Source organism: Serratia sp. Z4, from assembly GCF_009900725.1.
In the GTDB taxonomy this organism is placed as follows: domain Bacteria; phylum Pseudomonadota; class Gammaproteobacteria; order Enterobacterales; family Enterobacteriaceae; genus Serratia; species Serratia nematodiphila.
The window spans coordinates 1,071,890-1,094,662 of sequence record NZ_JAAABD010000001.1; the positions used below are offsets into that span (position 1 = coordinate 1,071,890).

At 59.1% G+C, this 22,773-nt stretch carries 28 protein-coding genes; 11 read left to right on the plus strand and 17 right to left on the minus strand.

The annotated features are described in order from the left end of the window. The first annotated feature begins 3 nt into the window (after positions 1-3). From mltG to ptsG, 5 genes are all read left to right on the plus strand, one after another. Entirely contained in the window at positions 4-1,029 is a 1,026-nt protein-coding gene (gene mltG / locus GT753_RS05255) for an endolytic transglycosylase MltG (protein WP_015377454.1), read from the plus strand. Further along, entirely contained in the window at positions 1,019-1,657 is a 639-nt protein-coding gene (gene tmk, locus GT753_RS05260) for a dTMP kinase (RefSeq protein WP_015377455.1), read from the plus strand. The genes mltG and tmk overlap by 11 nt, the downstream gene beginning before the upstream one ends. Continuing rightward, positions 1,657-2,664, plus strand: coding sequence for a DNA polymerase III subunit delta' (holB, locus tag GT753_RS05265; RefSeq protein WP_160125331.1), 1,008 nt, complete (start codon positions 1,657-1,659; stop codon positions 2,662-2,664). The genes tmk and holB overlap by 1 nt, the downstream gene beginning before the upstream one ends. A gap of 19 nt (positions 2,665-2,683) precedes the next feature. Next, the gene (locus tag GT753_RS05270; RefSeq protein WP_076740341.1) at positions 2,684-3,460 is read left to right on the plus strand and encodes a metal-dependent hydrolase; all 777 of its coding nucleotides are present in this window, start codon (positions 2,684-2,686) and stop codon (positions 3,458-3,460) included. A 343-nt stretch (positions 3,461-3,803) separates the two neighbouring features. Beyond that, positions 3,804-5,237 (plus strand): PTS glucose transporter subunit IIBC, encoded by a 1,434-nt coding sequence (ptsG, locus tag GT753_RS05275; RefSeq protein ID WP_016928184.1) that lies wholly within the window; start codon positions 3,804-3,806, stop codon positions 5,235-5,237. 176 nt (positions 5,238-5,413) lie between these two features. Here ptsG and GT753_RS05280 read toward each other — a convergent pair whose 3' ends face one another. Together GT753_RS05280 and GT753_RS05285 are read right to left on the minus strand one after the other, a co-directional pair. Then, entirely contained in the window at positions 5,414-5,662 is a 249-nt protein-coding gene (locus GT753_RS05280; protein WP_072062302.1) for an ogr/Delta-like zinc finger family protein, read from the minus strand. 45 nt (positions 5,663-5,707) lie between these two features. Then, positions 5,708-6,862 (minus strand): phage late control D family protein, encoded by a 1,155-nt coding sequence (locus tag GT753_RS05285; protein WP_160125332.1) that lies wholly within the window; start codon positions 6,860-6,862, stop codon positions 5,708-5,710. Positions 6,863-7,013: 151 nt separating this feature from the next. Between GT753_RS05285 and GT753_RS05290 the strand changes: the two genes are divergently transcribed. Genes GT753_RS05290 through GT753_RS05315 form a run of 6 tightly spaced genes read left to right on the plus strand, consistent with a single transcriptional unit; the run spans position 7,014 to position 12,707 of the window. Then, on the plus strand, positions 7,014-8,195 hold the full coding sequence (locus tag GT753_RS05290; protein ID WP_160125333.1) for a phage tail sheath subtilisin-like domain-containing protein: 1,182 nt from the start codon (positions 7,014-7,016) through the stop codon (positions 8,193-8,195). Then, a complete protein-coding gene (locus GT753_RS05295) occupies positions 8,196-8,711 on the plus strand; it encodes a phage major tail tube protein (protein ID WP_160125334.1) in 516 nt (171 codons plus the stop codon). Between the two features lie 58 nt (positions 8,712-8,769). Continuing rightward, positions 8,770-9,069 (plus strand): hypothetical protein, encoded by a 300-nt coding sequence (locus GT753_RS05300; protein WP_046687325.1) that lies wholly within the window; start codon positions 8,770-8,772, stop codon positions 9,067-9,069. 8 nt (positions 9,070-9,077) lie between these two features. Next, positions 9,078-9,242 carry a GpE family phage tail protein gene (locus GT753_RS05305; RefSeq protein ID WP_072055827.1) on the plus strand — a complete coding sequence of 55 codons (165 nt, stop codon included), beginning with the start codon at positions 9,078-9,080 and terminating at the stop codon, positions 9,240-9,242. Further along, positions 9,232-12,201: a phage tail tape measure protein gene (locus GT753_RS05310; protein WP_160125335.1), complete on the plus strand. Its 2,970-nt coding sequence runs from the start codon at positions 9,232-9,234 to the stop codon at positions 12,199-12,201. Before GT753_RS05305 ends, GT753_RS05310 begins: the two co-directional genes overlap by 11 nt. Positions 12,202-12,215: 14 nt before the next feature. Further along, complete coding sequence (locus GT753_RS05315; RefSeq protein WP_048233367.1) at positions 12,216-12,707, plus strand: phage tail protein; 492 nt, start codon at positions 12,216-12,218, stop codon at positions 12,705-12,707. A gap of 93 nt (positions 12,708-12,800) precedes the next feature. Here the strand turns inward: GT753_RS05315 and GT753_RS05320 are convergent, their stop codons facing one another. The 15 genes from GT753_RS05320 to GT753_RS05385 are packed head-to-tail and all read right to left on the minus strand — an operon-like array spanning position 12,801 to position 22,679. Then, positions 12,801-13,892, minus strand: coding sequence for a phage tail protein (locus tag GT753_RS05320; RefSeq protein ID WP_160125336.1), 1,092 nt, complete (start codon positions 13,890-13,892; stop codon positions 12,801-12,803). A 3-nt stretch (positions 13,893-13,895) separates the two neighbouring features. After that, complete coding sequence (locus tag GT753_RS05325) at positions 13,896-14,798, minus strand: hypothetical protein (protein ID WP_160125337.1); 903 nt, start codon at positions 14,796-14,798, stop codon at positions 13,896-13,898. A 4-nt stretch (positions 14,799-14,802) separates the two neighbouring features. Then, on the minus strand, positions 14,803-17,109 hold the full coding sequence (locus GT753_RS05330; protein ID WP_160125338.1) for a hypothetical protein: 2,307 nt from the start codon (positions 17,107-17,109) through the stop codon (positions 14,803-14,805). After that, a complete protein-coding gene (locus GT753_RS05335) occupies positions 17,102-17,713 on the minus strand; it encodes a phage tail protein I (RefSeq protein ID WP_160125339.1) in 612 nt (203 codons plus the stop codon). The genes GT753_RS05330 and GT753_RS05335 overlap by 8 nt, the downstream gene beginning before the upstream one ends. Continuing rightward, complete coding sequence (locus tag GT753_RS05340) at positions 17,706-18,605, minus strand: baseplate J/gp47 family protein (RefSeq protein WP_160125340.1); 900 nt, start codon at positions 18,603-18,605, stop codon at positions 17,706-17,708. Before GT753_RS05340 ends, GT753_RS05335 begins: the two co-directional genes overlap by 8 nt. Beyond that, positions 18,592-18,960 carry a GPW/gp25 family protein gene (locus GT753_RS05345; protein ID WP_160125341.1) on the minus strand — a complete coding sequence of 123 codons (369 nt, stop codon included), beginning with the start codon at positions 18,958-18,960 and terminating at the stop codon, positions 18,592-18,594. The genes GT753_RS05340 and GT753_RS05345 overlap by 14 nt, the downstream gene beginning before the upstream one ends. Beyond that, positions 18,957-19,541 carry a phage baseplate assembly protein V gene (locus tag GT753_RS05350; RefSeq protein WP_160125342.1) on the minus strand — a complete coding sequence of 195 codons (585 nt, stop codon included), beginning with the start codon at positions 19,539-19,541 and terminating at the stop codon, positions 18,957-18,959. Before GT753_RS05350 ends, GT753_RS05345 begins: the two co-directional genes overlap by 4 nt. Continuing rightward, positions 19,541-20,179, minus strand: coding sequence for a phage virion morphogenesis protein (locus GT753_RS05355; protein WP_094143755.1), 639 nt, complete (start codon positions 20,177-20,179; stop codon positions 19,541-19,543). The genes GT753_RS05350 and GT753_RS05355 overlap by 1 nt, the downstream gene beginning before the upstream one ends. Further along, on the minus strand, positions 20,176-20,637 hold the full coding sequence (locus GT753_RS05360; RefSeq protein ID WP_160125343.1) for a phage tail protein: 462 nt from the start codon (positions 20,635-20,637) through the stop codon (positions 20,176-20,178). The genes GT753_RS05355 and GT753_RS05360 overlap by 4 nt, the downstream gene beginning before the upstream one ends. Continuing rightward, entirely contained in the window at positions 20,634-20,756 is a 123-nt protein-coding gene (locus GT753_RS25910) for a hypothetical protein (protein WP_255612211.1), read from the minus strand. The genes GT753_RS05360 and GT753_RS25910 overlap by 4 nt, the downstream gene beginning before the upstream one ends. Before the next feature lie 22 nt (positions 20,757-20,778). Further along, positions 20,779-21,162, minus strand: coding sequence for a DUF2570 domain-containing protein (locus GT753_RS05365; RefSeq protein WP_160125344.1), 384 nt, complete (start codon positions 21,160-21,162; stop codon positions 20,779-20,781). Further along, a complete protein-coding gene (locus GT753_RS05370) occupies positions 21,159-21,713 on the minus strand; it encodes a lysozyme (protein ID WP_160125345.1) in 555 nt (184 codons plus the stop codon). Before GT753_RS05370 ends, GT753_RS05365 begins: the two co-directional genes overlap by 4 nt. Next, the gene (locus GT753_RS05375; protein ID WP_049200211.1) at positions 21,710-21,991 is read right to left on the minus strand and encodes a hypothetical protein; all 282 of its coding nucleotides are present in this window, start codon (positions 21,989-21,991) and stop codon (positions 21,710-21,712) included. Before GT753_RS05375 ends, GT753_RS05370 begins: the two co-directional genes overlap by 4 nt. Next, positions 21,982-22,182 (minus strand): tail protein X, encoded by a 201-nt coding sequence (locus GT753_RS05380; RefSeq protein ID WP_033640714.1) that lies wholly within the window; start codon positions 22,180-22,182, stop codon positions 21,982-21,984. The genes GT753_RS05375 and GT753_RS05380 overlap by 10 nt, the downstream gene beginning before the upstream one ends. After that, positions 22,182-22,679, minus strand: coding sequence for a head completion/stabilization protein (locus GT753_RS05385; RefSeq protein WP_160125346.1), 498 nt, complete (start codon positions 22,677-22,679; stop codon positions 22,182-22,184). Before GT753_RS05385 ends, GT753_RS05380 begins: the two co-directional genes overlap by 1 nt. Positions 22,680-22,773: the final 94 nt, after the last annotated feature.

Sequence of the window (22,773 nt, forward strand, 5' to 3'; positions counted from 1 at the left end):
TTGATGAAGAAAAGAAAGCTGAAGGTCCTGTCTGTTATTGTTGTTCTGGTATTAGCGCTGCTGTTTTGGGGCTACCAGAAGATCGAACGCTTTGCCGATACGCCGCTGGCTATCCAGCAAGAAACCATCTTCAAACTGCCGGCCGGCACCGGCCGGGTAGCGCTGGAAGGGCTACTGGTACGCGATAAACTGGTGCACAACGGGCGCTGGTTCCAGTGGCTACTGAAGCTGGAGCCGGAGCTGGCGGAGTTTAAAGCCGGTACCTACCGGTTCACGCCGGGCATGACGGTGCGCCAGATGCTGAAACTGTTGGCCAGCGGCAAAGAGGCGCAGTTCACCGCACGCTTTATCGAAGGCTCACGCCTGCGTGATTGGCAGCAGGTGCTGCAGCAGTCCAAATACCTGAAACACACCCTGGCGGGCAAGAGCGAAGCGGAGATTGCCGCAGCGCTCGGCATTGCTGCAGGAGAAACCCCGGAAGGGCATTTGTACCCGGATACCTACCAGTATACCGCCGGCATGAGCGACATCGCGCTGCTCAAACGCGCACACGTGCGCATGAACAAAGCGCTGCAGGCCGCCTGGGCCGGCCGCGACACCAGCCTGCCGTACAAAACGCCGGAGGAGCTGCTGACCATGGCTTCGATCGTCGAGAAAGAGACCGCGGTCCCGGAAGAGCGCAGCAAGGTGGCGTCGGTGTTCGTCAACCGCTTGCGTATCGGCATGCGTCTGCAGACCGATCCGACGGTGATCTACGGCATGGGCGAAAGCTATAATGGCAACATCACGCGCAAGGATCTGGAGACGCCGACGCCTTATAACACCTATGTGATCGCCGGCCTGCCGCCAACGCCGATCGCCATGCCGGGTGAGGCCTCGTTGCAGGCGGCCGCCAATCCGGCCAAAACGCCTTATCTCTATTTTGTCGCTGACGGCAAGGGTGGGCATACCTTCACCACCAATCTGGCGAGTCATAACCAGGCGGTGCGCGTGTACCGTCAGGCGTTAAAGGAAAAGAATGAAAAGTAAATTCGTTGTTATCGAAGGGCTGGAAGGCGCGGGTAAAACCACCGCGCGCGATACGGTGGTCAATGTGTTGCGCGAACACGGCGTCAGCGACATCGTCTTCACCCGTGAACCTGGCGGTACGCCGCTGGCGGAGAAACTGCGCGATCTGTTCAAGCGCGGCATCGACGGCGAATTGCCGACCATCAAGGCCGAAGTCTTGATGCTGTACGCTGCGCGCGTGCAGTTGGTGGAAACCGTGATCAAACCCGCCCTGGCGCGTGGCGCCTGGGTGGTGGGCGATCGCCACGATCTCTCTTCACAAGCCTATCAGGGCGGCGGCCGTGGCGTGGATCCGCAGCTGATGGCCTCGCTGCGCGACACCGTACTGGGCGATTTCCGCCCGGACCTGACGGTCTATCTCGATCTGCCGCCGCTGGTCGGCCTGCAACGCGCGCAGGCGCGCGGCCAATTGGATCGTATCGAACAGGAGGCGCTGCCGTTCTTCGAACGCACCCGCGCGCGCTATCTCGAGCTGGCGGCGCAGGATGAAACGATCGTCACCGTTGACGCGGCCCAGCCGCTGGAGCAGGTGACTGCGGCGATCCGCGACTGCGTCTGCCGCTGGCTGCGGCAGCAGGAAGGCGCATAATGAACTGGTACCCGTGGCTGAATGGCCCTTATCGCCAACTGATTGGGCAGTACGCCGAGGGCCGCGGCCATCATGCGCTGCTGCTGCACGCGGCGGCGGGCAACGGTGACGACGCGCTGGCCTACGGCCTGAGCCGTTGGTTGATCTGTCAGCAGCGCAACGGTGAAAAAAGCTGCGGCGAGTGTCACAGCTGTCGGCTGATGCTGGCGGGCAACCACCCGGATTATCACGTGCTGGCGCCGGAAAAGGGCAAGAGCAGCCTGGGCATCGAACCGATCCGCCAGGTGATTGAAACGCTGTATGCCCACGCGCAGCAGGGCGGCGCCAAGGTGATTTGGCTGCCGCAGGCGGAACAGCTGACCGAGGCGGCGGCCAACGCGCTGCTTAAAACGCTGGAAGAGCCGCCGGAGAAAACCTATTTTCTGCTGGGTTGCCTTGAGCCGTCGCGGCTGATGGCGACGCTGCGCAGCCGCTGCCTGTACTGGCATTTGGCCAGCCCGGAGGAGCAGCTCAGCCTGCAGTGGCTGAGCCGGCAGGCGGCCGGCTCTCAGACGGACCGCCTCACGGCGCTGCGCCTGCACGACGGCGCGCCGCTGGCCGCCGAACAGCTGTTGCAGCCGCAGCAGTGGCAGCAGCGCAGTGCGCTGTGCGCCGCGTTGAGCGCCGCGCTGCCGCAGCGCGATATGCTGTCGATGTTGCCGGTGCTGAACCATGAAGACGTCGCCGAGCGCCTGCACTGGCTGTGCGCGCTGCTGGTGGACGCCATGAAGTGGCAACAGGGTGCACATCACTATGTATTGAATCAGGATCAGCAGCCGCTGGTGCATCAGTTGGCCAGCCTGCTGAGCAGCGCCTCGTTGCAACAGATCGTGCAGCAGTGGCTGAACTGCCGCCATCAGTTGCTCAGCGTGGTGGGCGTCAATCGCGAGCTGCTGCTGACCGAACAGTTACTTCGCTGGGAACAGATGCTTGGCGCCGCCGGCTATTCCCACCCTCACTCGCTGTAAAGTTAAAGAGTTAAAAATTATGTTGTTAGTCGATTCTCATTGCCACCTTGACAGTCTGGATTATCAGACGCTGCACCAGAATGTGGACGATGCGCTGGCCAAGGCCAAAGCGCGCGACGTCGGCTATGTGCTGGCGGTCGCCACCACGTTGCCGGGCTACCGCTCCATGACCGAACTGATCGGCCAGCGCAACGACGTGGCCTTCTCGTGCGGGGTGCATCCGCTCAATCTGGAAGAGGGCTATGATTACGCCGAGCTGCGTCGCCTGGCGGCGGCGGAGCAGGTGGTGGCGCTGGGGGAGACCGGGCTCGATTACTTCTACCAGAAGGACAACCTTGAGCTGCAGCAGGACTCTTTCCGCGAGCATATCCGCATTGGCCGGGAGCTGAACAAGCCGGTGATCGTCCACACCCGCGATGCGCGCGCGGATACGCTGGCGATCCTGCGTGAAGAGAACGCACAGGACTGCGGCGGCGTGCTGCACTGCTTCACCGAAGATCTGGCCACGGCCGAAGCTTTGCTGGATCTGGGCTTTTACATCTCTTTCTCCGGCATCGTGACCTTCCGCAACGCCGAACAGCTGCGTGAAGTAGCGCGCTATGTGCCGCTGGATCGCATTCTGGTGGAAACCGACTCGCCTTACCTGGCGCCGGTGCCGCATCGCGGCAAAGAAAACCAACCCGCCTATGTGCGCGATGTGGCTGAATACATGGCGGTATTGAAGGGCGTTAGCCTGGAACAGCTGGCCGAAGCCACCACTGCCAACTTTTCACGCTTATTTCACCTCGATCTGTGATCTTTGACCTAGGCTATAGCTGTAGGTCATTGTCTGCGTAATTTTTTTTAAGCTCGTAATTAATCACTGAAACGGGTAAGGTTCCCTCCCGTTTCAAGGTGGTTGGTGCGCGTTTTTTGTTCTGTTTTGCCAAAAAACAGCCGGTTTATGCAAAGTTACCGCGGCTCGATCATCGAAACGTGATTGTCATCAAACATTGCGCAGGCTATTTATTTTACTCTGCGTAATAAATTCAAGGGGTGCTCAGACACCCTGAATTGCAGGGGTTTTTCTCCCCCCCTTGCAGCGCGACGTATCGCGACAAGAAGTAGCAAAGCATTATTACTCAGGAGCACACTCAACTATGTTCAAGAACGCATTTGCAAACCTGCAAAAAGTAGGTAAATCGCTCATGCTGCCGGTGTCCGTGTTGCCTATCGCAGGTATCCTGCTGGGCGTCGGCTCCGCCAACTTTAGCTGGCTACCTGCGGTAGTCTCCCACGTGATGGCGGAAGCGGGCGGTTCGGTCTTCGCCAACATGCCGCTGATTTTCGCCATCGGCGTCGCCTTGGGCTTCACCAACAACGACGGCGTTTCCGCGCTGGCGGCGGTGGTGGCTTACGGCATCATGGTGAAAACCATGGCGGTGGTTGCGCCGCTGGTGCTGCACCTGCCGGCTGAAGAGATTGCGGCCAAACACCTGGCGGATACCGGCGTGCTCGGGGGGATTATCTCCGGCGCCATCGCGGCCTATATGTTCAACCGCTTCTTCCGCATTCAACTGCCGGAATACCTGGGCTTCTTTGCCGGTAAGCGTTTCGTGCCGATCATTTCCGGTCTGGCGGCGATCGTTCTGGGCGTAGTGCTGTCCTTCATCTGGCCGCCGATCGGTACGGCTATCCAGACCTTCTCGCAGTGGGCGGCTTATCAGAACCCGGTTGTAGCCTTCGGCATTTACGGCGTGGTTGAGCGTGCTCTGGTGCCGTTCGGTCTGCACCACATCTGGAACGTACCGTTCCAAATGCAAATTGGTGAGTTCACCAACGCGGCGGGCCAGGTGTTCCACGGCGACATCCCTCGCTACATGGCGGGCGACCCAACTGCGGGCAAACTGTCCGGCGGCTTCCTGTTCAAAATGTACGGTCTGCCTGCTGCGGCCATCGCCATCTGGCACTCGGCCAAGCCGGAAAACCGCGCGAAAGTCGGCGGCATCATGATCTCCGCCGCGTTGACCTCGTTCCTGACCGGTATCACCGAGCCGATCGAGTTCTCCTTCATGTTCGTCGCGCCGATCCTGTATGTGATCCACGCTATCCTGGCCGGCCTGGCGTTCCCAATCTGCATCCTGTTGGGCATGCGTGACGGCACCAGCTTCTCGCACGGCCTGATCGACTTTATCGTACTGAGCGGCAACAGCAGCAAAATCTGGCTGTTCCCAATCGTCGGCATCGTCTACGGTCTGGTGTACTACACCATCTTCCGCGTGCTGATCGCCAAGCTGGATCTGAAAACGCCAGGCCGTGAAGACACCGCTGCCGAGCAGACTGCGCAGGGCGGTTCCGAAATGTCCGCGGCGCTGGTTCAGGCCTTCGGCGGCAAAGAAAACATCACTAACCTGGATGCTTGCATCACCCGTCTGCGCGTCAGCGTGGCCGACGTGTCCAAAGTTGACCAGGCGGGCCTGAAGAAACTGGGCGCAGCCGGCGTAGTCGTCGCTGGCTCCGGTGTGCAGGCCATCTTCGGCACCAAGTCCGACAACCTGAAAACCGATATGGACGAATACATCCGTAATCACTGATTCAGGCAGGGGAGTTGCAAAGGGAGGCGAAAGCCTCCCTTTTTTGTTATTTATTTAATTGAAAAATATAAGTTTTATATTTTTATTGACCACATTTTTACCCATCTGGTTTGCTCTGTGGCTGGCATCTCTATGAAAACAGATGATAAAAAACCCCGCTCAAAGGCGGGGCCGGTTCATAGTGACAGGTTGAGCTGGTCACGCCCATAGTGGGACGTAGGGAAGGCGTCTTGCGGGATAAAGTCTGGCGGCAGCTCTTCGCGCGGGCCGCGCTTTGTTACCAGCTTTTCAACGCTGTTTAGCGTCGTGAACGTGATACTGCATTCGAAATTCTGACACTGATGATATTGGCGTATCGTCATTTCACTGAGACGGCGACTGGTGCGGGTGCGGGCCATAGCACCGCAGATCGGGCAAACAAACATGATGGCCTCCCATGGCGGGAGTTGAACTCCCCGTTATTATGGCCGTCACTTCTCACTTTCCGCAATCCATTCAGGTATTTTAGCCTCCAGTTCCAGCCGCGTGGTAAAGCCGTTCCCGTCGATCGAATGGCTCGCCCTGGCGATTATCCAATCCTGATTATCAATATCGGTTTTAAATCCTGATACCGTGCCGTGCTGCTCCGGGTATAAATCGGCGCGGCCGTAGGCCAGGGTAAGGGTAAATTCAGCCGCGCCGCGTTTCAGCTGCTGCCATTTTGCGGCCGCGGCCCGTTTGGCGGCCGTTTCGTTATTGTAGGTTTTGCGCAGGACATAGACGTTACCGTCGGCCCCCTCGATGTAATCACCCTCGCGGCTGCTGCTGCGCTGCACTTTCTTTTTCGCCGGCTTGCGGGCCTTCACCGTGACCTTTTTCTTTTTCCCGAACTCCAGATCGAGCCAGTACGCGCGCACGCCGGTATAGGCATCACGATCGGCAATGCGGAAGGCGTGACGATCACCGCTGCTGCGGGTGATGGCGAAGGAGGGCAGCGCCTTACCGTTGGCGCTGACGCCGCCACCGGGCAGGATGAACAGCAGACTGCCATTTTTCACCGTGGCAATGGCGCCCAGCATTTCGGCCATGCGCGTCAGGAAGGACATATCGCTTTCTTGCGTCTGGTCGGCGTGGTCGATCTCCAACTCCATCAATTGCTGCGAGATGATGGCCTTCAGGTTGTAGCGCCTGGCGATCGCTGACACCACCCGCTCTACGGTGACGTCATGCCAGGACACTTCTCGCTTGACGTTGAACTCGTCGCGAAAATCGGCACTTCTGGCGGTAATCGTCAGGGTGTCAGGCGGCCCGGCGTGCGCCACTTCATCGACGATAAAAATGCCTTTGTAAACCAGCGCTTCACCATGCCAGCCCATCGACGCGGACACTTCGGCACCGCGCGGCGGCAGCTGCAGCTGACCGTCAGTATCGTCCACGGTGATCGTCAGCTCGTCGGCCTCAAAGCCGCGGTTGTCGGTCATTTCCAGCGACAAAACGCGCTCATCCAGCGCGGTCAATTCTTTGCCGCCAAGCAGGACGCTGAACGCCGGCACGCGCGACAGCTCTGCCTGGTAATCGTTGAACGTGCTGGCGCCGCCACCCAGCAGTGATTTGGCCTTGTCGATTGCGTCAGTAGTCAGTGCCATGGCTCCCCCTTTGGCGCTGATGGTTTCATGCGCGCGCGACGGGGAAAACCGCGCGTTGTTGTCGCCGGCGGATGACAACCAGCGCCGCGTGTTGCGCCGGCGTTTTTCGGCGAATATCACCACGAACTCACAAGCATGATGGCGGTACAGTATGACCGACAATTTCTTCCATGGTGCGCGCGTCAAGGAAAACACCGACCTGCAGACCGCAATCAATGACGTTGACTCAACGGTCATTGGTCTGGTCGCGGTGGCGGATGATGCTGACGCAACCACCTTCCCGTTAGACACGCCGGTACTGATCACGCGGGTAATCAGCGTACTCGGCAAGGCCGGTAAAACCGGTTCGCTCTATAAATCCCTGAAGGCCATTTCCGATCAGGTCAGCACCCGCGTGATCGTGGTACGTGTAGCGGCAGCCGGCACGGAAGACGGCGCAAAAACGCAGTCGCAGCTGATTATCGGCGGTTCCCAGGCGGACGGCAGCTATACCGGCATGTTCGCGCTTTTGACCGCCGAGCAGAAAGTTGGCTACCGGCCGCGCATTCTTGGCGTGCCGATGTATGACACGCAGGAAGTCACCGCACAGCTGCGGGTGATTGCCAAGCAGCTGCGGGCGTTTTCCTACAGCTATTGCGACGGCTGCAAGACGATCGCCGAGGCGAAAATCTATCGCCAGCAGTTTGCCGAGCGTGAGGGCATGCTGATTTGGCCGAACTTTATCGCGTATAACCCGGTGAGCGGCGAAAACGAAGAGTTCCCGGCGGTGGCGTATGCGCTGGGGCTCCGGGCGAAGATCGATAACGAGCAGGGCTGGCACAAGTCGCTGTCAAACGTGGCGGTTAGCAATGTGCTGGGTATCTCGAAAGATGTGTTCTGGGCGTTGCAGGCGGAAGACTCCGATGCCAACGAACTGAACGCCAACGAAATCACCACGCTGATTAAGCGTGATGGTTTCCGCTTCTGGGGCAACCGCACCACGGACAAAGACGAGTACATCTTCGAGGTGTACACCCGTTCCGCGCAGATCCTGGCGGATACCATTGCGGAAGCGCAATTTACTACAGTTGACACCCCGCTTACGCCGGCAAACGTCAAAGATGTGACCAGCGGTATCAATGCCAAGTTGCAGGGGGAGGTCACTGCCGGCCGGCTGATTGGCGCCGCGTGCTGGTTCGATATCGTCGATAACCCGACAACCGGCATCCGCCAGGGTTCGGTTGTGGTGCGTTACAACTACAGCCCGGTGCCGCCACTCGAAGATCTGACCATGATCCAGACCTTCACCGATCAATACTACGAAGCGGCCTTCGCGTCGCTGGGAGGGGCATAAGTGGCTATCCCTAAAAAGCTCCGGCTGTTCACGTTGTATGCGGACGGCACCAACCACATCGGCAAGATCCCCAGCGTCACCTTGCCAAAAGTCACCCGCAAGACGGAGGACTATCAGGGCGGCGGCATGCAAGGCGCCGTAGCGGTAGACCTCGGCCTTGACGGCGGCGCGCTGGATGCGTCGATGGTGGTCGGCGGCGTCGTTGAAGAGCTGATCCTCAAATACGGCGGCGATATTGACGAAATGCGCCTGCGCTTCGTCGGTGAAATCTACAGCGGCGGCACCAGTTCACTGATGGAAGTGGAGATGCGCGGCCGCATCACCGAAATCGATCCGGGTGAGGCCAAGCAGGGCGATGACACCAACCACACCTATGCCATCAAGAACACCTACTACAAGCTGTCGGTGGATGATAAGGCGCTGCTGGAAATCGACCTGCTGAACTTTATCTACAAGCGCGACGGGAAAAACCTGTACCCCGATCGCATTGTGTCAGCTCTCGGCCTTGGCGGCTGATCGTTAACCCTTAACCTACTTTGAAGGCGGCACGCGTGGCCGCCTGGAGAACATGCACATGTCCGTAACGCTCACCACGCCGATTAAACGCGGCAACAGCGAGATCACCACTGTCACCATCACCGACACCATCAAGCAGGCCGGCTCGCTGCGTGGCCTGCGCCTGGTCGACGTGCTCAACTTCGACTATGACGCCGTTTCAACGCTGCTAACGCGCGTCACTGCGCCAGCGCTGACTGCCGCCGAGATCGCCACGCTGGATACCGGTGACTTTGTGGCGTTCATTGAAGAGATGACGCCTTTTTTGACCAAAGCGGCGCCGTCCGTACCGAACGTGGCGGAGACGGGGAACAAGTAAGGGAACCGCTGTTTGTCAGCGTTGACGATCTCATCGCTGACATTGCTGTAGTTTTTCACTGGCCGCCCTCCGAGATGTACGGCATGGAGCTGCGCGAGCTGATGGCATGGCGCCAGCGCGCCGCCATCCGCAGCGGCAACCATGACGATGACGAGGATGACCATGGATCTTAGTATTCGCGTCGCGTTCAACGCGATCGACAAGCTCACCCGCCCGGTTAAAGCCGCTAGCAAAGCTGTTAGCGGCCTTTCTGACTCCCTCAAGAAAACGCAAAACGCCGTTAAAGACCTGGACAAGCAAGCCGCCAGCTTTGACCGCTTGCGCTCGCAGGCCAACGACACGGCACAGAAAATCAACCGTGCGAAGCGCGAGTTTAACGGGCTGAATCAGACCGTTCGAGAGGGCGGGCAACTGACCGACGCCCAGGCCGCGCACCTGGAAAACCTGCGCGGCAAGCTCACCCGACTGACGCAAACCTACAGCCAGCAAACGGCCAAGCTGCGAGAGGCGGCCCAGGCGGTACGTCAACACGGGATTAATCTGTCTGCCGGCAGCGGTGCGGTACAAAGCGCCATTCGTCGAACAGAGCAATACAACCAGCAGCTTGAGCGGGAGCGGCGGCAGCTGGCCGCCGTTACCCAGGCGCAAACTGGCTACACCCGCGCCAAAGATGCCGCCGGCAAACTGCGCGGCGCTGGCATGGGGATGGTTGCCGGGGCATCGGTTGCTGGTTATACCGGCGGCCGCTTCCTGGCGCCGGCTGTGGGATTCGATGCCGAAATGTCGCGGGTGCAGGCACTGACGCGCCTGGATAAAAGCTCGTCGCAGCTGGCCGACCTGCGCGCCCAGGCGAAAAAGCTCGGCGCCGAAACGGCCTTTACCACCCGCGACGCGGCCAGCGGGCAGGCGTTCCTGGCGATGGCCGGCTTTACGCCGCAGGCGATTCAGGCCGCGTTACCTGGCGTGCTCAACATGGCGCTGGCCGGCGGCATGGATCTCGGCGAATCCGCGGATATTAGTTCGAACATCCTTTCTCAGTTCCGCCTCGATCCGAAGGAGATGGATCGCGTCAGTGACGTATTAACTGCGGCATTCACCCGTACAAATACAGGGTTAGCCGAAATTGGCGAAGCTATGAAATATGCGGGCACCGGCATGTCAGGCCTCAATGTTAGCGTTGAGCAGACAACGGCAATGCTCGGCATGTTGGCTAATGCTGGCTTGCGCGGCAGTATCGCCGGTACTGGTTTACAAACTACATTCTCCCGCCTAGCTGCCCCTACGGGGAGAGCAAAATCGGCTCTGAAAGAGCTGGGTGTCAGTGTGGCCGATGCTACTGGCAAGATGCGTCCCGCAGAGGTAGTTCTCGCCGATATCTATAAATCAATCAAAAAGTACGGTGATACCGATCAACTCTCGTTCTTCAAGGATATCGCGGGTGAGGAAGCTGCAAAGTCATTCCAGTCTCTGGTTTTATCTGCCGGCAGCGGGGAGTTGCAGAAGCTACTGGCCGACCTGAAGAAATCGCAGGGCGAGGCACTGAAGGCCGCCAAGGTGATGGCGGATAACCTCGGCGGCGACCTGAAGGAGCTGGACTCCGCCTGGGAAGGATTTCGTATTCAGGTTGAAGAGACTGCCGATGGCCCGCTGCGCAAACTGACGCAGGGGCTGAGTGAGGTGATCAACGCTGCGAGCCAGTGGGTGAAAGAAAACCCGCGGCTGGCGCAATCCATTCTGTTGACCGCCGGCGCTGTCACCGCCCTGGTGGCCGCGCTGGGGATCGCCAGCCTGGCGACCGGTCTGCTGATTGGGCCGCTGGCTAAGCTGCGTCTTGGCTTCATGCTGTTGACGGGCGGGCGCGGTCTGATGGGAACCGTTAGCGCGCTGCGGGGCTTCGTTGGCGCCGGCGGCAACGCCATGGCTAGGGTTAGCGGCTGGTCGCGTGTGCTGGCTTCGCTCTCTGGTGGCTTCCGTGGTCTGCTTGGCTCGCTGGTGCCGCTGCGCAGCATACTGATGGGCGTATTTATGGCGCCGTCGGCAGCGCTGGGTTCATTGGTGCGTGGTGTGATGGGGCTGGCGCTACGGCTGACGGGCCTGTCAACGCTATGGGGCATTCTCACCGGTGCTATTTCAGCGCTGGGGGCGGCGCTTTCGTTCCTGCTGAGTCCGATCGGGTTGATTGGCGCCGCCTTTGTCGCGGCCGGCGTGCTGATTTGGAAATACTGGGAGCCGATCAAGGCGTTCTTTGTCGGCTTTGGTGCTGGCGTCATGGCGGCGCTGGCGCCGCTGCGTGACGCATTTGCACGTATCGCACCGATCTTTGGCGTGATTGGCGACGCCCTCGGCCGCGTGTGGGACTGGTTCACCAAGCTGCTGACGCCGATGCAGACCAGCAAAGACACGCTGGACAAATGCGCCAGCGCCGGCGAGACGTTCGGACGAGTGTTCGGCACCGCGCTGCAGGTGCTGCTGTATCCGCTGTCAAAACTGATGGATGGTGTGGGCTGGCTGCTGGAGAAGATGGGCCTCATCCCGGATGGCATCGAGCAGGCCAGGCGTAAGGCCGAAGAGCTGCGCAATCAGCCCGCGATGTGGGAATGGGATCCGCAGCAGAAAAAAATGGTGAAGAAGGGGTGGAGCTGGGCCGGCCCCGGTCTGCCTACTGGCCCGGCAACTGTTGATCCGAAGCTGGGCGGCTCGCCACCCCCGGCACTGACTGGCGACACGGGCACGCTACGCCGCCTGAACGAGATCGCCGGCAATACCAAGGCGACCGCCGACAATACCAACGCCACCAAACGCATCGGGCCGGGGGATATCGTCTTCAAAAATCTGCCGCGCGCGCTGGCACTGCGTGGGGCGTACCAGGAAGCGCGGGTGATGCCGCAACCGGTGCCGCGTGTAGCGGCCGCTGCCGGCGGCGGGGTGCTCTCGGTGCCGTCGGCGTCACAACCGGCCGCGATGGCGCCCGTGTCCGCGCCTGGCGGCGGTGGCCCCATCTTCCAGTTGGTCTTTAACGACGTCGGCCAGCGTTCGGATCAGGATCTGGAACGGATGGTGCGCAGCGCGGTGCGCGATGCAATGGCCAGCACAGTCAGGGGTAACCGCGGGTCATTCCGCGATCGCGATTAACGGGAGTCAAAAACATGATGATGGTATTCGGGATGTTCGTTTTTACGCTGCGCACGGCACCTTATCAGCAGCTGCGCCATTCGCAGGACTGGCGTCACGTCAAGAACGATCGCATTAACCAGTCTGCCGGCTGGCAGTATATCGGGGCAGGGGATGACAGTATCACGCTTGATGGCGTGCTCTACCCGGAGATCACCGGCGGAAATCTGTCGCTGTCGAGCCTGGAAACGATAGGCTTTACCGGCCGGCCCTGGCCGCTGATTGAGGGGGACGGGCGAATTTACGGCATGTACGTGATGACGCGGTTAGAACGGGGTAAGTCGGAGTTTGACCGCTACGGCAACCCGAAAAAAATCGAGTTCTCCATCAGCCTTAGCCGTGTCGACAGCGATTTTCGCGAGAAGCTGCAAACGACGTCGGCGAGTGACGTGCTCGGTGAGCTGCGCACCAGCGCCAGCCGGGCGATCAACTCGGTGACAAAATCGGTAAACGGTCTGTTCGGGTGAGGTATAGCGTGATCTGTCTGTACTCGATACCGGCAGATATAGACGGCGCCGGCTGTACTGCAGGCGAAGAAAAAGCCCCGAAAGGGGCTTTTTTTATGCGGCTCGATACCAGCACATCAGCTTGATGTGGCTTTCAACAATGCTAAATTCCTTGCCGCCGCCGACTTCGGCAGACGTCAGTTCGATGCTGTGGCCGTGCCTACCAATGTCGACGGTGTGATTGTGCATGCCAATATCGACGGTGTGGCTATGGTTGCCGTTCTGGCTTGTCCAGTTCCGGGTGCGGTGGCTGTCATTGTCCGAACCGACGACGTAATCGCTATCCCACGCTTCACCGGGGGCCACCATGCCGCCCTGGTGCGCGTGCTCGCCGCCTTCTGACGTCCATTTCGTACCGTGGTCAAACTCCGACGCCCACTTGGTGCCGTGGTCAAACTCGCCCACCTTGCCGCTGACGCCGTGGTTGTGCTTCGGCATATTTTCAACGCTCAGTGTTACCGTGTCCGAACCGCCGGCGGTCATCACATCCGTTCCATCGGCCTTGCCAATGCGGATCGTTTTATTCTCGCCGGTATAGTGCCAGGTGGTGCCGGGCCACCGCTCGTTAGGGTTCAGGTTCGTCGCAAAGAAGATACTGATCCCCGGCGGGTAAATGTCATCGAACGCGGCTTTATTTTCCGCCAGCGCGTAGGCGTCGTCTGCACGGCCTTTTGCCTCATTGAACTTATTATCGACATAAGTCACTGGTGCTATTATGACGTCGGGGTCAACGATTAGCTCAACATCTGCCGTACTGCTAACCATCAACTCCATGCGTATAATCTGTAACCGGCCCGATCCCTCATCAAGCAGCGGTTTATACGTCTCCGGCATATTCGCAACGGCGATAAGATCACCATCATTGTCATATACACCGATCTCGCGCATCCACCATCCGCCAATATTCGCGGGTATCACCATATCAACAGCAATAACACGCTGATCGGCATTGCTGATGTTGAGTGAGTTGATGTCAGCGCGATAGCGCTCGTTCAGCAACTGCGTTTGCTCCGGGTGCGGTTGCGGTAGTGTCCCCAATCCGTCCCCGACCGCCATCACGGTTATCGAGAGCTTTTCCCCGATGGCTGCGGCCGCGGCGATTTTCTCCGCGCCGCGGTTGGTTATGATGCTGAAGAACTTGCCCATAAATTACGCTCGCTGTGAAATCAGTTTTGCCAGGTCTTCAGTGGCCTGCGAGAGTACTCGAATGCGGCCAATACACCCGTACGCGCCGTCTGATGATGTGAGATCGCTGGGATATCGGCCGGCGACTTGCAGATAACCCATTACGCCTGAAATATTCGGCGGCGGCGTTTTAATATCCTCTTTATACAACGTGCCGTTTTCGTACCCACGCATACGCTCACCCACAACATCAACCAGCGCAGCGGTGCGGGTGATCGTGCCGTCGAATGGCGCACGTGAAACATTCGCGCCGCCGGCGCCGGTCGGCGGATTAAACTGATCACAGGCGTAAAACCATGAGTATTTTTGGGACTGGCGACTTACCGACCAAAAATAGATGGCAGGGAAGTTTGAATTGATGAACGACACGGCGATACCGGTGTTGTCATTCAGATCGAGATCTAATGCACGTACGGCCATCAGGTACTGTGCATTTCGCGTTTTCTGGATCGGCAACATTCGGGCGGTGCGTAAATATGTCCCGCCGTTTTGCAACTTAATGTTCAGAACGGGGATTTCGCGTGCAGTGTCGAGCGTGATTGGGTTCACCGTTGTGCCTGCGACGACCGCCTCATAATCGGGGGTATCTCCCAGCCCGTACATTTTAATCACGTTCCCGTCGGCGTTCTTTTTTATCCCCCACTCAGGCGCTGCAAACGACGCCATATTTGTCCAGGCATCCTTTTCAACCAAAAAGTTGATTTCATCCATGAGCGACGCCTCATTGAGGATAATTCCGCCATCGTCAATTACGCGTTTTTTATGCTTGTCGAATATTTCTGCCGGCTTCAACAGGGAGCCAGCCAAATTAATAGAACTGCGAGAACCGTCGTACAGCTTACCCGTATCCATCGCCAGTGATGCCATTTTTTTACCCTCTTTCTGCTGGAACTGCAATGCGTGACAGTACGCACCAGTTTGTTAATTTGAATCCCTTTTTGTAATCGCTCATGATATTGGATTCGTCGCTGATGTTGACCAATGGATGTGTCCAATTGACGCCATTGAAATCTTTGTTGTCGATTGCATTAAACCCGAATCTGAAATAATCACCGGCGGCCGGTGGCCCGTTGGTGACAATGCGAAATACCCGATCCGAATTTTGCTGGACACTGTTTACTTCTGTTGATTTGAGGCTGAGATCGATACCCAGATTGGGTGCGGTGCCGATATCCGTGTTGATGCGTAGCGCACCGCCGAGTGGGCTATTGAGTGTGACATCAAATGTATTTTCATTGATGGCAACAATTGATTCCGGCTCTACCGGTCGCCACTTGCGCCCCTGTGGGTTGGTGAGGCGGTCATACAATGTAAAGTCCTCTGCCTGTCCCTGATACTCGCCCAGGATGCAATATCCCAGTCCGTTCAGGTGCTGGAAATCGCTGGCGAACTGGCGGTTCAAATGATATTTGGGGGTGCTCATGAATACATCCATGCGCGCTAACGATAATTCCCACTGATCGATAGCGATAATGTCGCCCCGCAGCGTGGACTTGCCCGGGCGTGGCACCACCATCACCGAACCTATCTGATCGAGGTCAATCAGAATGCGCGAGGCCTGGCCGGTAATTTTCATCAGGTCGGCCTGAGTGTCATTAATCCACTCATCCTGCATGGCCCTGAATTGCCCAAATTCGGAAACGAGTGCGGAGTCGTGTTCACCAAATGTATAGCCAACGCATTTGACAATAGGGATTTTCCCCACGGCGATGGCGCGATTTGTGAACGCCTGACAGGACGTCAGCCCATCAAGATACGGCAACGTGCCTTTTTTCAATCCCTCGTAGCCGGTTCCTGATTTTGCATCCATTCGCGTCAGAAGGATTGGCATGTCGTCTACTGCGATGCCGCGTTTTTTATGGCGGCGCAGCACATGCAGAGCGCCAGGCACCTGGCAGTTTTGTCGATACGGCAGGGGCTGCGCGTCGGTAAATCCGCCCAGGGTCGTGTCTGTTACCGGGCCATCTGGCGGCCATTGACAGCCCCTATCTTGCCCCGCGCCGGAAAACATGAGCAGGTGCCCCGCATACTCGGGATCGAAATCGGACAATCTGGCATCCTGTCCCACGCGCAGCGATTGCCCCCGGCCGTACAATGCGTGTATTTCTGCCGGTTTTAACGGCAACTCCCGGATAGGGTAGCCCTGATTAACGGGATATCTCAGGGGGAACAATCCGGCGCGCAGAACCGCATTTTCCTGAAAGATGAAGCTGACACCGTCGCGGGTGATGGGCGTGGCGCTTACCACGGGGGCGCGATCCCATACTGGCGTTTCAGCTGTTTTGTCTGCAAAGAGGGCGGGAATACCATTATGCGGACGCACCAGCCCCGGCCCGCTCGCGCTGAGAGCGTCTTGCACTGGTTCATTCATTCCCGGCAACCACAGCCCGCCATCATTATCAATCGCAAGAATCGCATCGCTGAGAGCCTTTGCGAACAGCACGAACTGGTATCCCTCAATGCGGCTACTGAAACCGGCCGGCTGGATGGGGGTGAGGTAATTTTGTACTGGCTCATCCATGCCCGGTAGCCATGCGCCGCCATCGTCATCAATGGCGAACAGGGCGTTTTTCATATCCTGCGCAAAAATAACAACCTGATAGCCCGCAATACGGTTAGAAAATGACGTTGAGACCATATTGCGCAGATAATCCTGCATTGGTTCATCTAACCCGGTTGCGACGAGGCCCCCGTCATCATCAATACCAAATAAACCCTTAATACCTGTACTGTCAGTTATCATGAACTGGTAGCCGGCCAAATTTGCGCCCAATTGACGCGGAATACGGGCATTGAGAAAATCAAGAGCTGAAGACAGCACTTCAACAAAAGCCAGGCTGGCGTAACTGTCACCGGTCGGCGTGGCGGTGCCGTTCTCATTTTTATATAGCTCTACGGCTTTTTCATTGTCTGCTGACAGAACGCTGAAAACTGCATCAAGGGGGATCGTCCCGCTATCTATTGCGGCCTGCGCCTTCTCAACACTGGAGTAGGGGCTTTCGCCGAGGGATACCATAGACATCAGTGTTTCAAACAGATTTTTTAGGTAGGTAGTTCTGGCGGCTAACTGCGATGCCTGGATATTTCCTACGCCGCTTTCTCCACCCTTAACTAAATCGCTATCTTCGATTTGATAGATATTTTCCGTCCACAATGAACGATTATTTAAATTACCCATAGTTTTTCCCACTGTAGGTGTGATTACCGATGTATTTAATACTGCCGTTGTAAGTAACGTCTGATTCAGGGATATACCTATCTGGATAAACAGTTATGATGTTTCCATCATGCACAGCAGTAGCGGCATAAATAAAACCGCTGACTTTTACTGCGATATTCAGCTGTGCAAGATGTCGGCTAACCGGTTTGGCATCAGAAATTAGACGATTTAGTTCAGCCAGCGTTTTTTCTGTTAATCCTACATCCCGAACGTCAATTTCAAGACGAAAGGTTCCTGGCCGATCGCCGGTGTCGAACCATTCGGCAAAGGTGGCCGAAAATCCCATGCTCTCTATCACCCGCCGCACAGCGGCGCGGGTGCCCTTACGACGGTGAATCCAGTAGGATTGCTGGATCGCCGCTATCTTTTTCTCTGCCGGCCAGTTCTTGTCCCAGCGGTCGACCGACAGTGCCCAGGCGAGATACGGCAGCAACTCAACCGGGCAGGCGGTCGGCGTCCACAGCGTGCGCAACGCGACGGTGATCGCCGACAACCGCGCGGTGACCGTTTCGGTGTGGCGCATCCAGGCGCTGGCGGACGGGGGGAGCAGGGTATTATTCATCCGTCCCGCCGTTCTCTACTGCATAGCCAACGTTGCGTGCGGCTTGCGTGTCGGAGATCTGCAGGTCAGTCGACGGCGAACGCAGCACCACACGTTGAACCCCCTGCACATGCAGTGAGGCGGAGATCGCCGACCTGGCAACGTCACGCCCGATCTTCTTGTCGTTGTCGGCCAAAAAACCACGCAGCGACGCCATGGCGGCGTTGATGATGGGTTCCGACTCCGGCCCCGGATACAGGAACAGCTCCGCATCAATCGAATAGTCGACGATATCCGCGCTGCGAACCGTCACGCGGTCGCCCAGCGGTCGAACTTCTTCATCGTTGACCGCGGCTGTCACGGCGGCCAGCAGCTCGGGCGAGGCAGTGCCATCGCCGTCGGTCGACAGGATGGCGATCACCACCTCCGCCGGCGCCGGGCTGGTTGCCCTGGCGTCGGCAACCTTGCCGCTGGCACTGCGGGCGAAATATTCATACGCCGCCGACGGGCCGGCCACGCTCATGCCCTCGAACGCGGATTGCGCGCGCAGGCGCAGGGCTTCGTCACTTTCCATCACCGCGTCGGACGTGTCCGTTTCCGGGGTGATCGTCAGGCGCTCGGTGTCGAGGTTGGCGGCTAGGTTGTCCAGGTCGGTGCCTTCGGCGTGACTCAGCATGCAGGCGGCGGCCCCCTCGTTGATTCGCCGGCGCAACAGCAACTCGCGGTAGGCCATCGCCTGGGCGATCACGTTGAGCGGCTCAGACTCCAGTGACAGGGCGGCGGCAACCGACGCCTGCTGGTCAGCAGGGAAGGCGGCGATCATCACTGCCTTGACGTCAACGAGGATCGTCTCGAAGTCGAGCGGCTCGATGATCTGCGGCGATGGCAGCTGCGACAGGTCAATCGTTGGCATCGTTGTGGCTCCTTAACTCAATCGTCCCTGCGCTTTTCTCCATGCTTTCCGTCAGCATGCCGGCCATCTCGGCCGTGACGGCGCCGGTGGGTGAATAGCTGATGTTGATGGCGTCCAGTGCGAGGCGAGGCTCCCAGGCCGCCAGCGCGATCACGGTCGCGCTCATGAGCTGCAGGCGGGTGACGTCGTTCTGCGGGCTGTCGAGCAGGTCTGGCACCAGGGAGCCATAGTTACGGCGCATGATGCGCGAACCGATGGGCGTCAGCAGAATGTCATTGGCTGACTGCCAGACGTGATCCGCATCGGTCAGCGTGCCGGTGCCGTTGTTATTCATGCCGCGGTACTTCTCGCTCATTGGATGCCCTCCGTCCAGTCGCCACCGCGCTGCACGCCGCCGTGGCCGTGATTGTCGACTTGCACGCCGTTCGACACGAAGGCGCCGCCGGTGTGATTGAAGTCACCGTGCATCTCGCCGCCCTCGGTGACGTCGAATCGCTTGGTTTTGAGCAGCTCGGTGCATTCGACGACGGGCGAATCCAGGATCACTTTGACCTCGGCAGTTAATTTGGCTGTTTTGATGCCACTGACTTCCAGCGCACCGGCGTCGGCGTCATAACGGAATTTGGCGCCGTCCGGGGCGGTGATCACCATCTCGTTACGCGAGCCGCCGGGGGCGGGGTGATCGTTGCTGTACAGGCTGCCGCCGATAATGGCCGTCTCCGGGTTGCCGCCGATGCACACCATCCAGACCTGCTCGCCGATGGATGGCGGCATCCAGATGTTGAATTCGCCGGCCCGCTGCGCATTCCAGCGCAGCCAGGTGCAATCCAGCTCGCCGCTGGCAACGCGCACGCGCCAGGCGTCTTCGTCGATTTCAGTGACCACGCCGATGCGGATCACGTTTTCCAGCAGGCGAATGAGTTCAGCCGTGTCCACTATTTCACCCCCAGCGAGTCAATTACCGAACGGGCGATCGCCATGCGGTCGGCCTTGGTGATCCCCAGCACCTCACGGCGTGGGTAGGACGCCATCGCGCCGGACTTGTTTACCCTGTCGCGCAGGCCGTACTGGTGCGTGCGTGCAATACGTCCCGCAACGCCGGTAAAACCGACGGTAGCGCCGCCGGCATCGGCGCGCGCCTTCAGGAAGCGCGCGGTGCGCAACCGGCGAAACATCGGATCGGTCTTGGTGGTGTCCTTGCGCGTCTGGCTGAAGTTGATATCGAGGTAACGCTCGATATCCTCGCGATAGAAGGAGCGGACTGCGCCGCGGCCTTCATCGAAACCGGTCAGCATGCGGCCGCGGCTGCCCTTGGTTGCCCGCCAGTTTTTCAGGCGGCGGGTTTCGCCGTTCCAGATAAAGCCAATCCCGGCCTGCGAGCGCAGCACCTTTCGGCGGCGCTTCTCGAATTTTGAGCCGTCCGGGTTTTCCTGGCGTGCAATGCGCCGCGACTGGCTCTGGCGCAGCATGCGGCCGACCTCGCGCGCGGTGCGTATACGCCCGGCTGGGGACATGCCGCCGAGAATATCGGCGAACACCTGATCCAGTTCATGAAACAGCGCGGCATCGGTCATGGCACAAGCTCCCCGCCACTATCAGGATCGAATACGATTTGCCAGTCGCCGCCGTTGATGCGTGGCTTGTCTTCCGCCAGGTGCTGCGCGACGGGCTTGCCGTTCTCGATAGTGACAATCACGCGCTCCCACACCGGCACCTTCAGCAGAATGTCGGCGCTGTCGTCGCTCACGATATCGGCGTCAAACTCAATCTTTTTGTTGCTGTCCGGGTTCAGCAGCAGGTCGGGCTGGTTCTCCCAAATCCACGCCAGCAGCGGCAGCATGAGGTCATCCAGTTGACCGGGGAAGTCCATTGCCAGTATCTGGATCGGGTAGACGTACATGAACGAGCTTTCGCCGGTGGACTGGATCTCGATATGGCCTTTTTCCACCCACACCGTAAACAGCTCAGGGTTGGCCTTGCACCAGGTGTTGGCCGCGATCAGCGCGTCGCGCAGCAGCTCGGTTTTTTTCACTTCATCCCCCTGGCGATACGCCGTAGTTCGAGTTCTCGTATGGCCGCCTTGTCGGCGTTGCAGGTGTCCAGCGCATCCAGCAGCCGATCCGCCCAGGGCGCCAGGCTGCCGTAAGTCATCGGTGACGGTGCTGCAGGTACATCAGTGTTTGCTGTCATGCTGGCCGGCAAAGGCTCCTGAATAATCTGCGGCGCGGACTTCCGCGGCACGCTTTTGCAGGCTGTCAGCGACAACAGCAGGCACAGGAGTAACGGCACACGTTTCGCCGTCCAGCGCAGTCTTGATGGTTTCACGTCGTTGTTCTCCGTTGGTGCCGCGCTTCTCGCTCAGCTTCTTCATTCCGGCCTCAATCTCGCCGACGTCGGCACGCAGGGCGCGCACTTCGGCCAGCACATCCCCGGTTTGCTCGACGGCGCGCTCGGCAATATCGCGGCGCTGTTCGGCCAGTTCCCGCTGATGCTTCTGCCATCCCATCCCGGCCAGCGCCGCCAGAAACAGCAGGATCAATACCGCGGCCGCTTTCATTCGGCGCCCCTGAGTGCCGGGTCAGACAGACACCAGGCTTTGAACTCTTCCCGACGGTTAACCAGCCCTTGCAGGCGCTTGCCGCCGGCGTTCACAAAGTCGGTCAGGCGCTGGCATGCGCCGGGCCAGTTGCCCGCCTGCGCATATTTCCACAGCGTGGTGCGCTGCTTTTTGCCCTGGCGATCGGTGAACCAACTGATCCCGGTGCAACCCACGTTGAAACTGACGTCGGTCAGCGCTTCAAACACGAATTGCGGGGCGGCGGCGCCGTTAAAGTTGCTGTTGATACACTTTTCCGCGCGTACCAGGTCGTTTACCCAACGCTCGGCGATCTCCGCTTCCGAGTACTGCCGATCCTCGACGCGGGTCGTTGAGCCCATGCCGATGGTCAGCACGCCGGCGGGGCAGTAGTAGGGCGTCTTGCGGCAGTCTTCATACTTCGCCATTTTTAACTGTGCCGCCTGGCTGGTGCGCACCTTCTCGGGCCACAGGGCACCGGCCAGCGCCACAATGGCGGCTACGCTGCAGGCGATAACGCTTTTTCGTCTCACCGGTGGCCCCCTTTCAGCTCGCTGATAAGCGCCTTCACATCCTGCCGGTTCTCGGCATCGCTGCGCACCGCGTCAACCAGCTGCGCCAGCAGGGCGTTGGTTGTCGCCTGGCTGCGCGCCACCCGGCGGCGGTGGATTTCGCCCAGCGCCGCGGCGATAAGGCCGATCACCAGCCCGCCGGTCGCCAGCCATTCGCGCTGCGTCATCATGCCGATGCCCATCAGCACGGTGGAATAGGAGTAGATCACCCAGCTCCAGAGGCGGTCGATTACGTCCATAGCTGCACCGTCTCCTGTTGGGTTGAACGTTCGATCTCCGGCAGCTCGACCACCTGGCCGGCGGTCAAAAATATCTGTTCGGCGATCCCCGGGTTGGCGGCCAACACGATTTCTGTCACGCCTTGCGTGGTGCCGTAGTGTCGCTGGCACAGCAGATCCAGCGTGTCGCCCTGCATTGCTTGCACCTTCACTAAAATGCCTCCGCAAAATTGCGCACTTCGTCGCGAATATCGGCGATAGCCCAGCGGGCATCCCGCCACAGATCTGCCGCCTGCAGCGTCAACCCGGCGGCGCGTTTCTCGCCGGCGTCGCCGGTGGTGTCGACGTCGCGATAGTTTTCGATCAGCAGCGCGCGGGTGATGCTGAATACCGCGCGGCGGTAGCGGTGGATCTTCACGCTCACGTCATTGATTTGACGGGCTGGCACGGTCTCCAGCGACGCGAAGCCGGCTTTTAACTGGTTTTCTTGCCAGCCCGTCAGCTGGTCGATCACATGGCCTGTCGCTTCAATCGCGGCCTGCTTTAAGCGGGTGGTGGTCACCGCGCCGGTGATGCGCATCTCAAGGCGCACGTCCTTGAGCGCAATCGTGGGCCAGAAGGGGCTGGCGGTGATGGTCTCGCCGCCATCGTCGGTATCTGGCACATCGTCAGCGGCGGGGGTGACGGTACGCCCGGCAACAAGGCTCATCCCAATCTCCTCAAAAGGTGGCGGTGAGCGGACGGGGAAAAGCACACGCGAAGCGCTGCAGATCTCCGCCCGCGCCGCCAGCGCACGGGGCGCA

Coding starts and splice junctions, on each gene's coding strand:
- mltG (WP_015377454.1), top strand. CDS start 4: ATGAAGAAAAGAAAGCTGAAGGTCCTGTCTGTTATTGTTGTTCTGGTA.
- tmk (WP_015377455.1), top strand. CDS start 1,019: ATGAAAAGTAAATTCGTTGTTATCGAAGGGCTGGAAGGCGCGGGTAAA.
- holB (WP_160125331.1), top strand. CDS start 1,657: ATGAACTGGTACCCGTGGCTGAATGGCCCTTATCGCCAACTGATTGGG.
- GT753_RS05270 (WP_076740341.1), top strand. CDS start 2,684: ATGTTGTTAGTCGATTCTCATTGCCACCTTGACAGTCTGGATTATCAG.
- ptsG (WP_016928184.1), top strand. CDS start 3,804: ATGTTCAAGAACGCATTTGCAAACCTGCAAAAAGTAGGTAAATCGCTC.
- GT753_RS05280 (WP_072062302.1), bottom strand. CDS start 5,662: ATGTTTGTTTGCCCGATCTGCGGTGCTATGGCCCGCACCCGCACCAGT.
- GT753_RS05285 (WP_160125332.1), bottom strand. CDS start 6,862: ATGGCACTGACTACTGACGCAATCGACAAGGCCAAATCACTGCTGGGT.
- GT753_RS05290 (WP_160125333.1), top strand. CDS start 7,014: ATGACCGACAATTTCTTCCATGGTGCGCGCGTCAAGGAAAACACCGAC.
- GT753_RS05300 (WP_046687325.1), top strand. CDS start 8,770: ATGTCCGTAACGCTCACCACGCCGATTAAACGCGGCAACAGCGAGATC.
- GT753_RS05310 (WP_160125335.1), top strand. CDS start 9,232: ATGGATCTTAGTATTCGCGTCGCGTTCAACGCGATCGACAAGCTCACC.
- GT753_RS05315 (WP_048233367.1), top strand. CDS start 12,216: ATGATGATGGTATTCGGGATGTTCGTTTTTACGCTGCGCACGGCACCT.
- GT753_RS05320 (WP_160125336.1), bottom strand. CDS start 13,892: ATGGGCAAGTTCTTCAGCATCATAACCAACCGCGGCGCGGAGAAAATC.
- GT753_RS05325 (WP_160125337.1), bottom strand. CDS start 14,798: ATGGCATCACTGGCGATGGATACGGGTAAGCTGTACGACGGTTCTCGC.
- GT753_RS05330 (WP_160125338.1), bottom strand. CDS start 17,109: ATGGGTAATTTAAATAATCGTTCATTGTGGACGGAAAATATCTATCAA.
- GT753_RS05335 (WP_160125339.1), bottom strand. CDS start 17,713: ATGAATAATACCCTGCTCCCCCCGTCCGCCAGCGCCTGGATGCGCCAC.
- GT753_RS05340 (WP_160125340.1), bottom strand. CDS start 18,605: ATGCCAACGATTGACCTGTCGCAGCTGCCATCGCCGCAGATCATCGAG.
- GT753_RS05345 (WP_160125341.1), bottom strand. CDS start 18,960: ATGAGCGAGAAGTACCGCGGCATGAATAACAACGGCACCGGCACGCTG.
- GT753_RS05355 (WP_094143755.1), bottom strand. CDS start 20,179: ATGACCGATGCCGCGCTGTTTCATGAACTGGATCAGGTGTTCGCCGAT.
- GT753_RS25910 (WP_255612211.1), bottom strand. CDS start 20,756: ATGACTTACGGCAGCCTGGCGCCCTGGGCGGATCGGCTGCTGGATGCG.
- GT753_RS05365 (WP_160125344.1), bottom strand. CDS start 21,162: ATGAAAGCGGCCGCGGTATTGATCCTGCTGTTTCTGGCGGCGCTGGCC.
- GT753_RS05375 (WP_049200211.1), bottom strand. CDS start 21,991: ATGGACGTAATCGACCGCCTCTGGAGCTGGGTGATCTACTCCTATTCC.
- GT753_RS05385 (WP_160125346.1), bottom strand. CDS start 22,679: ATGAGCCTTGTTGCCGGGCGTACCGTCACCCCCGCCGCTGACGATGTG.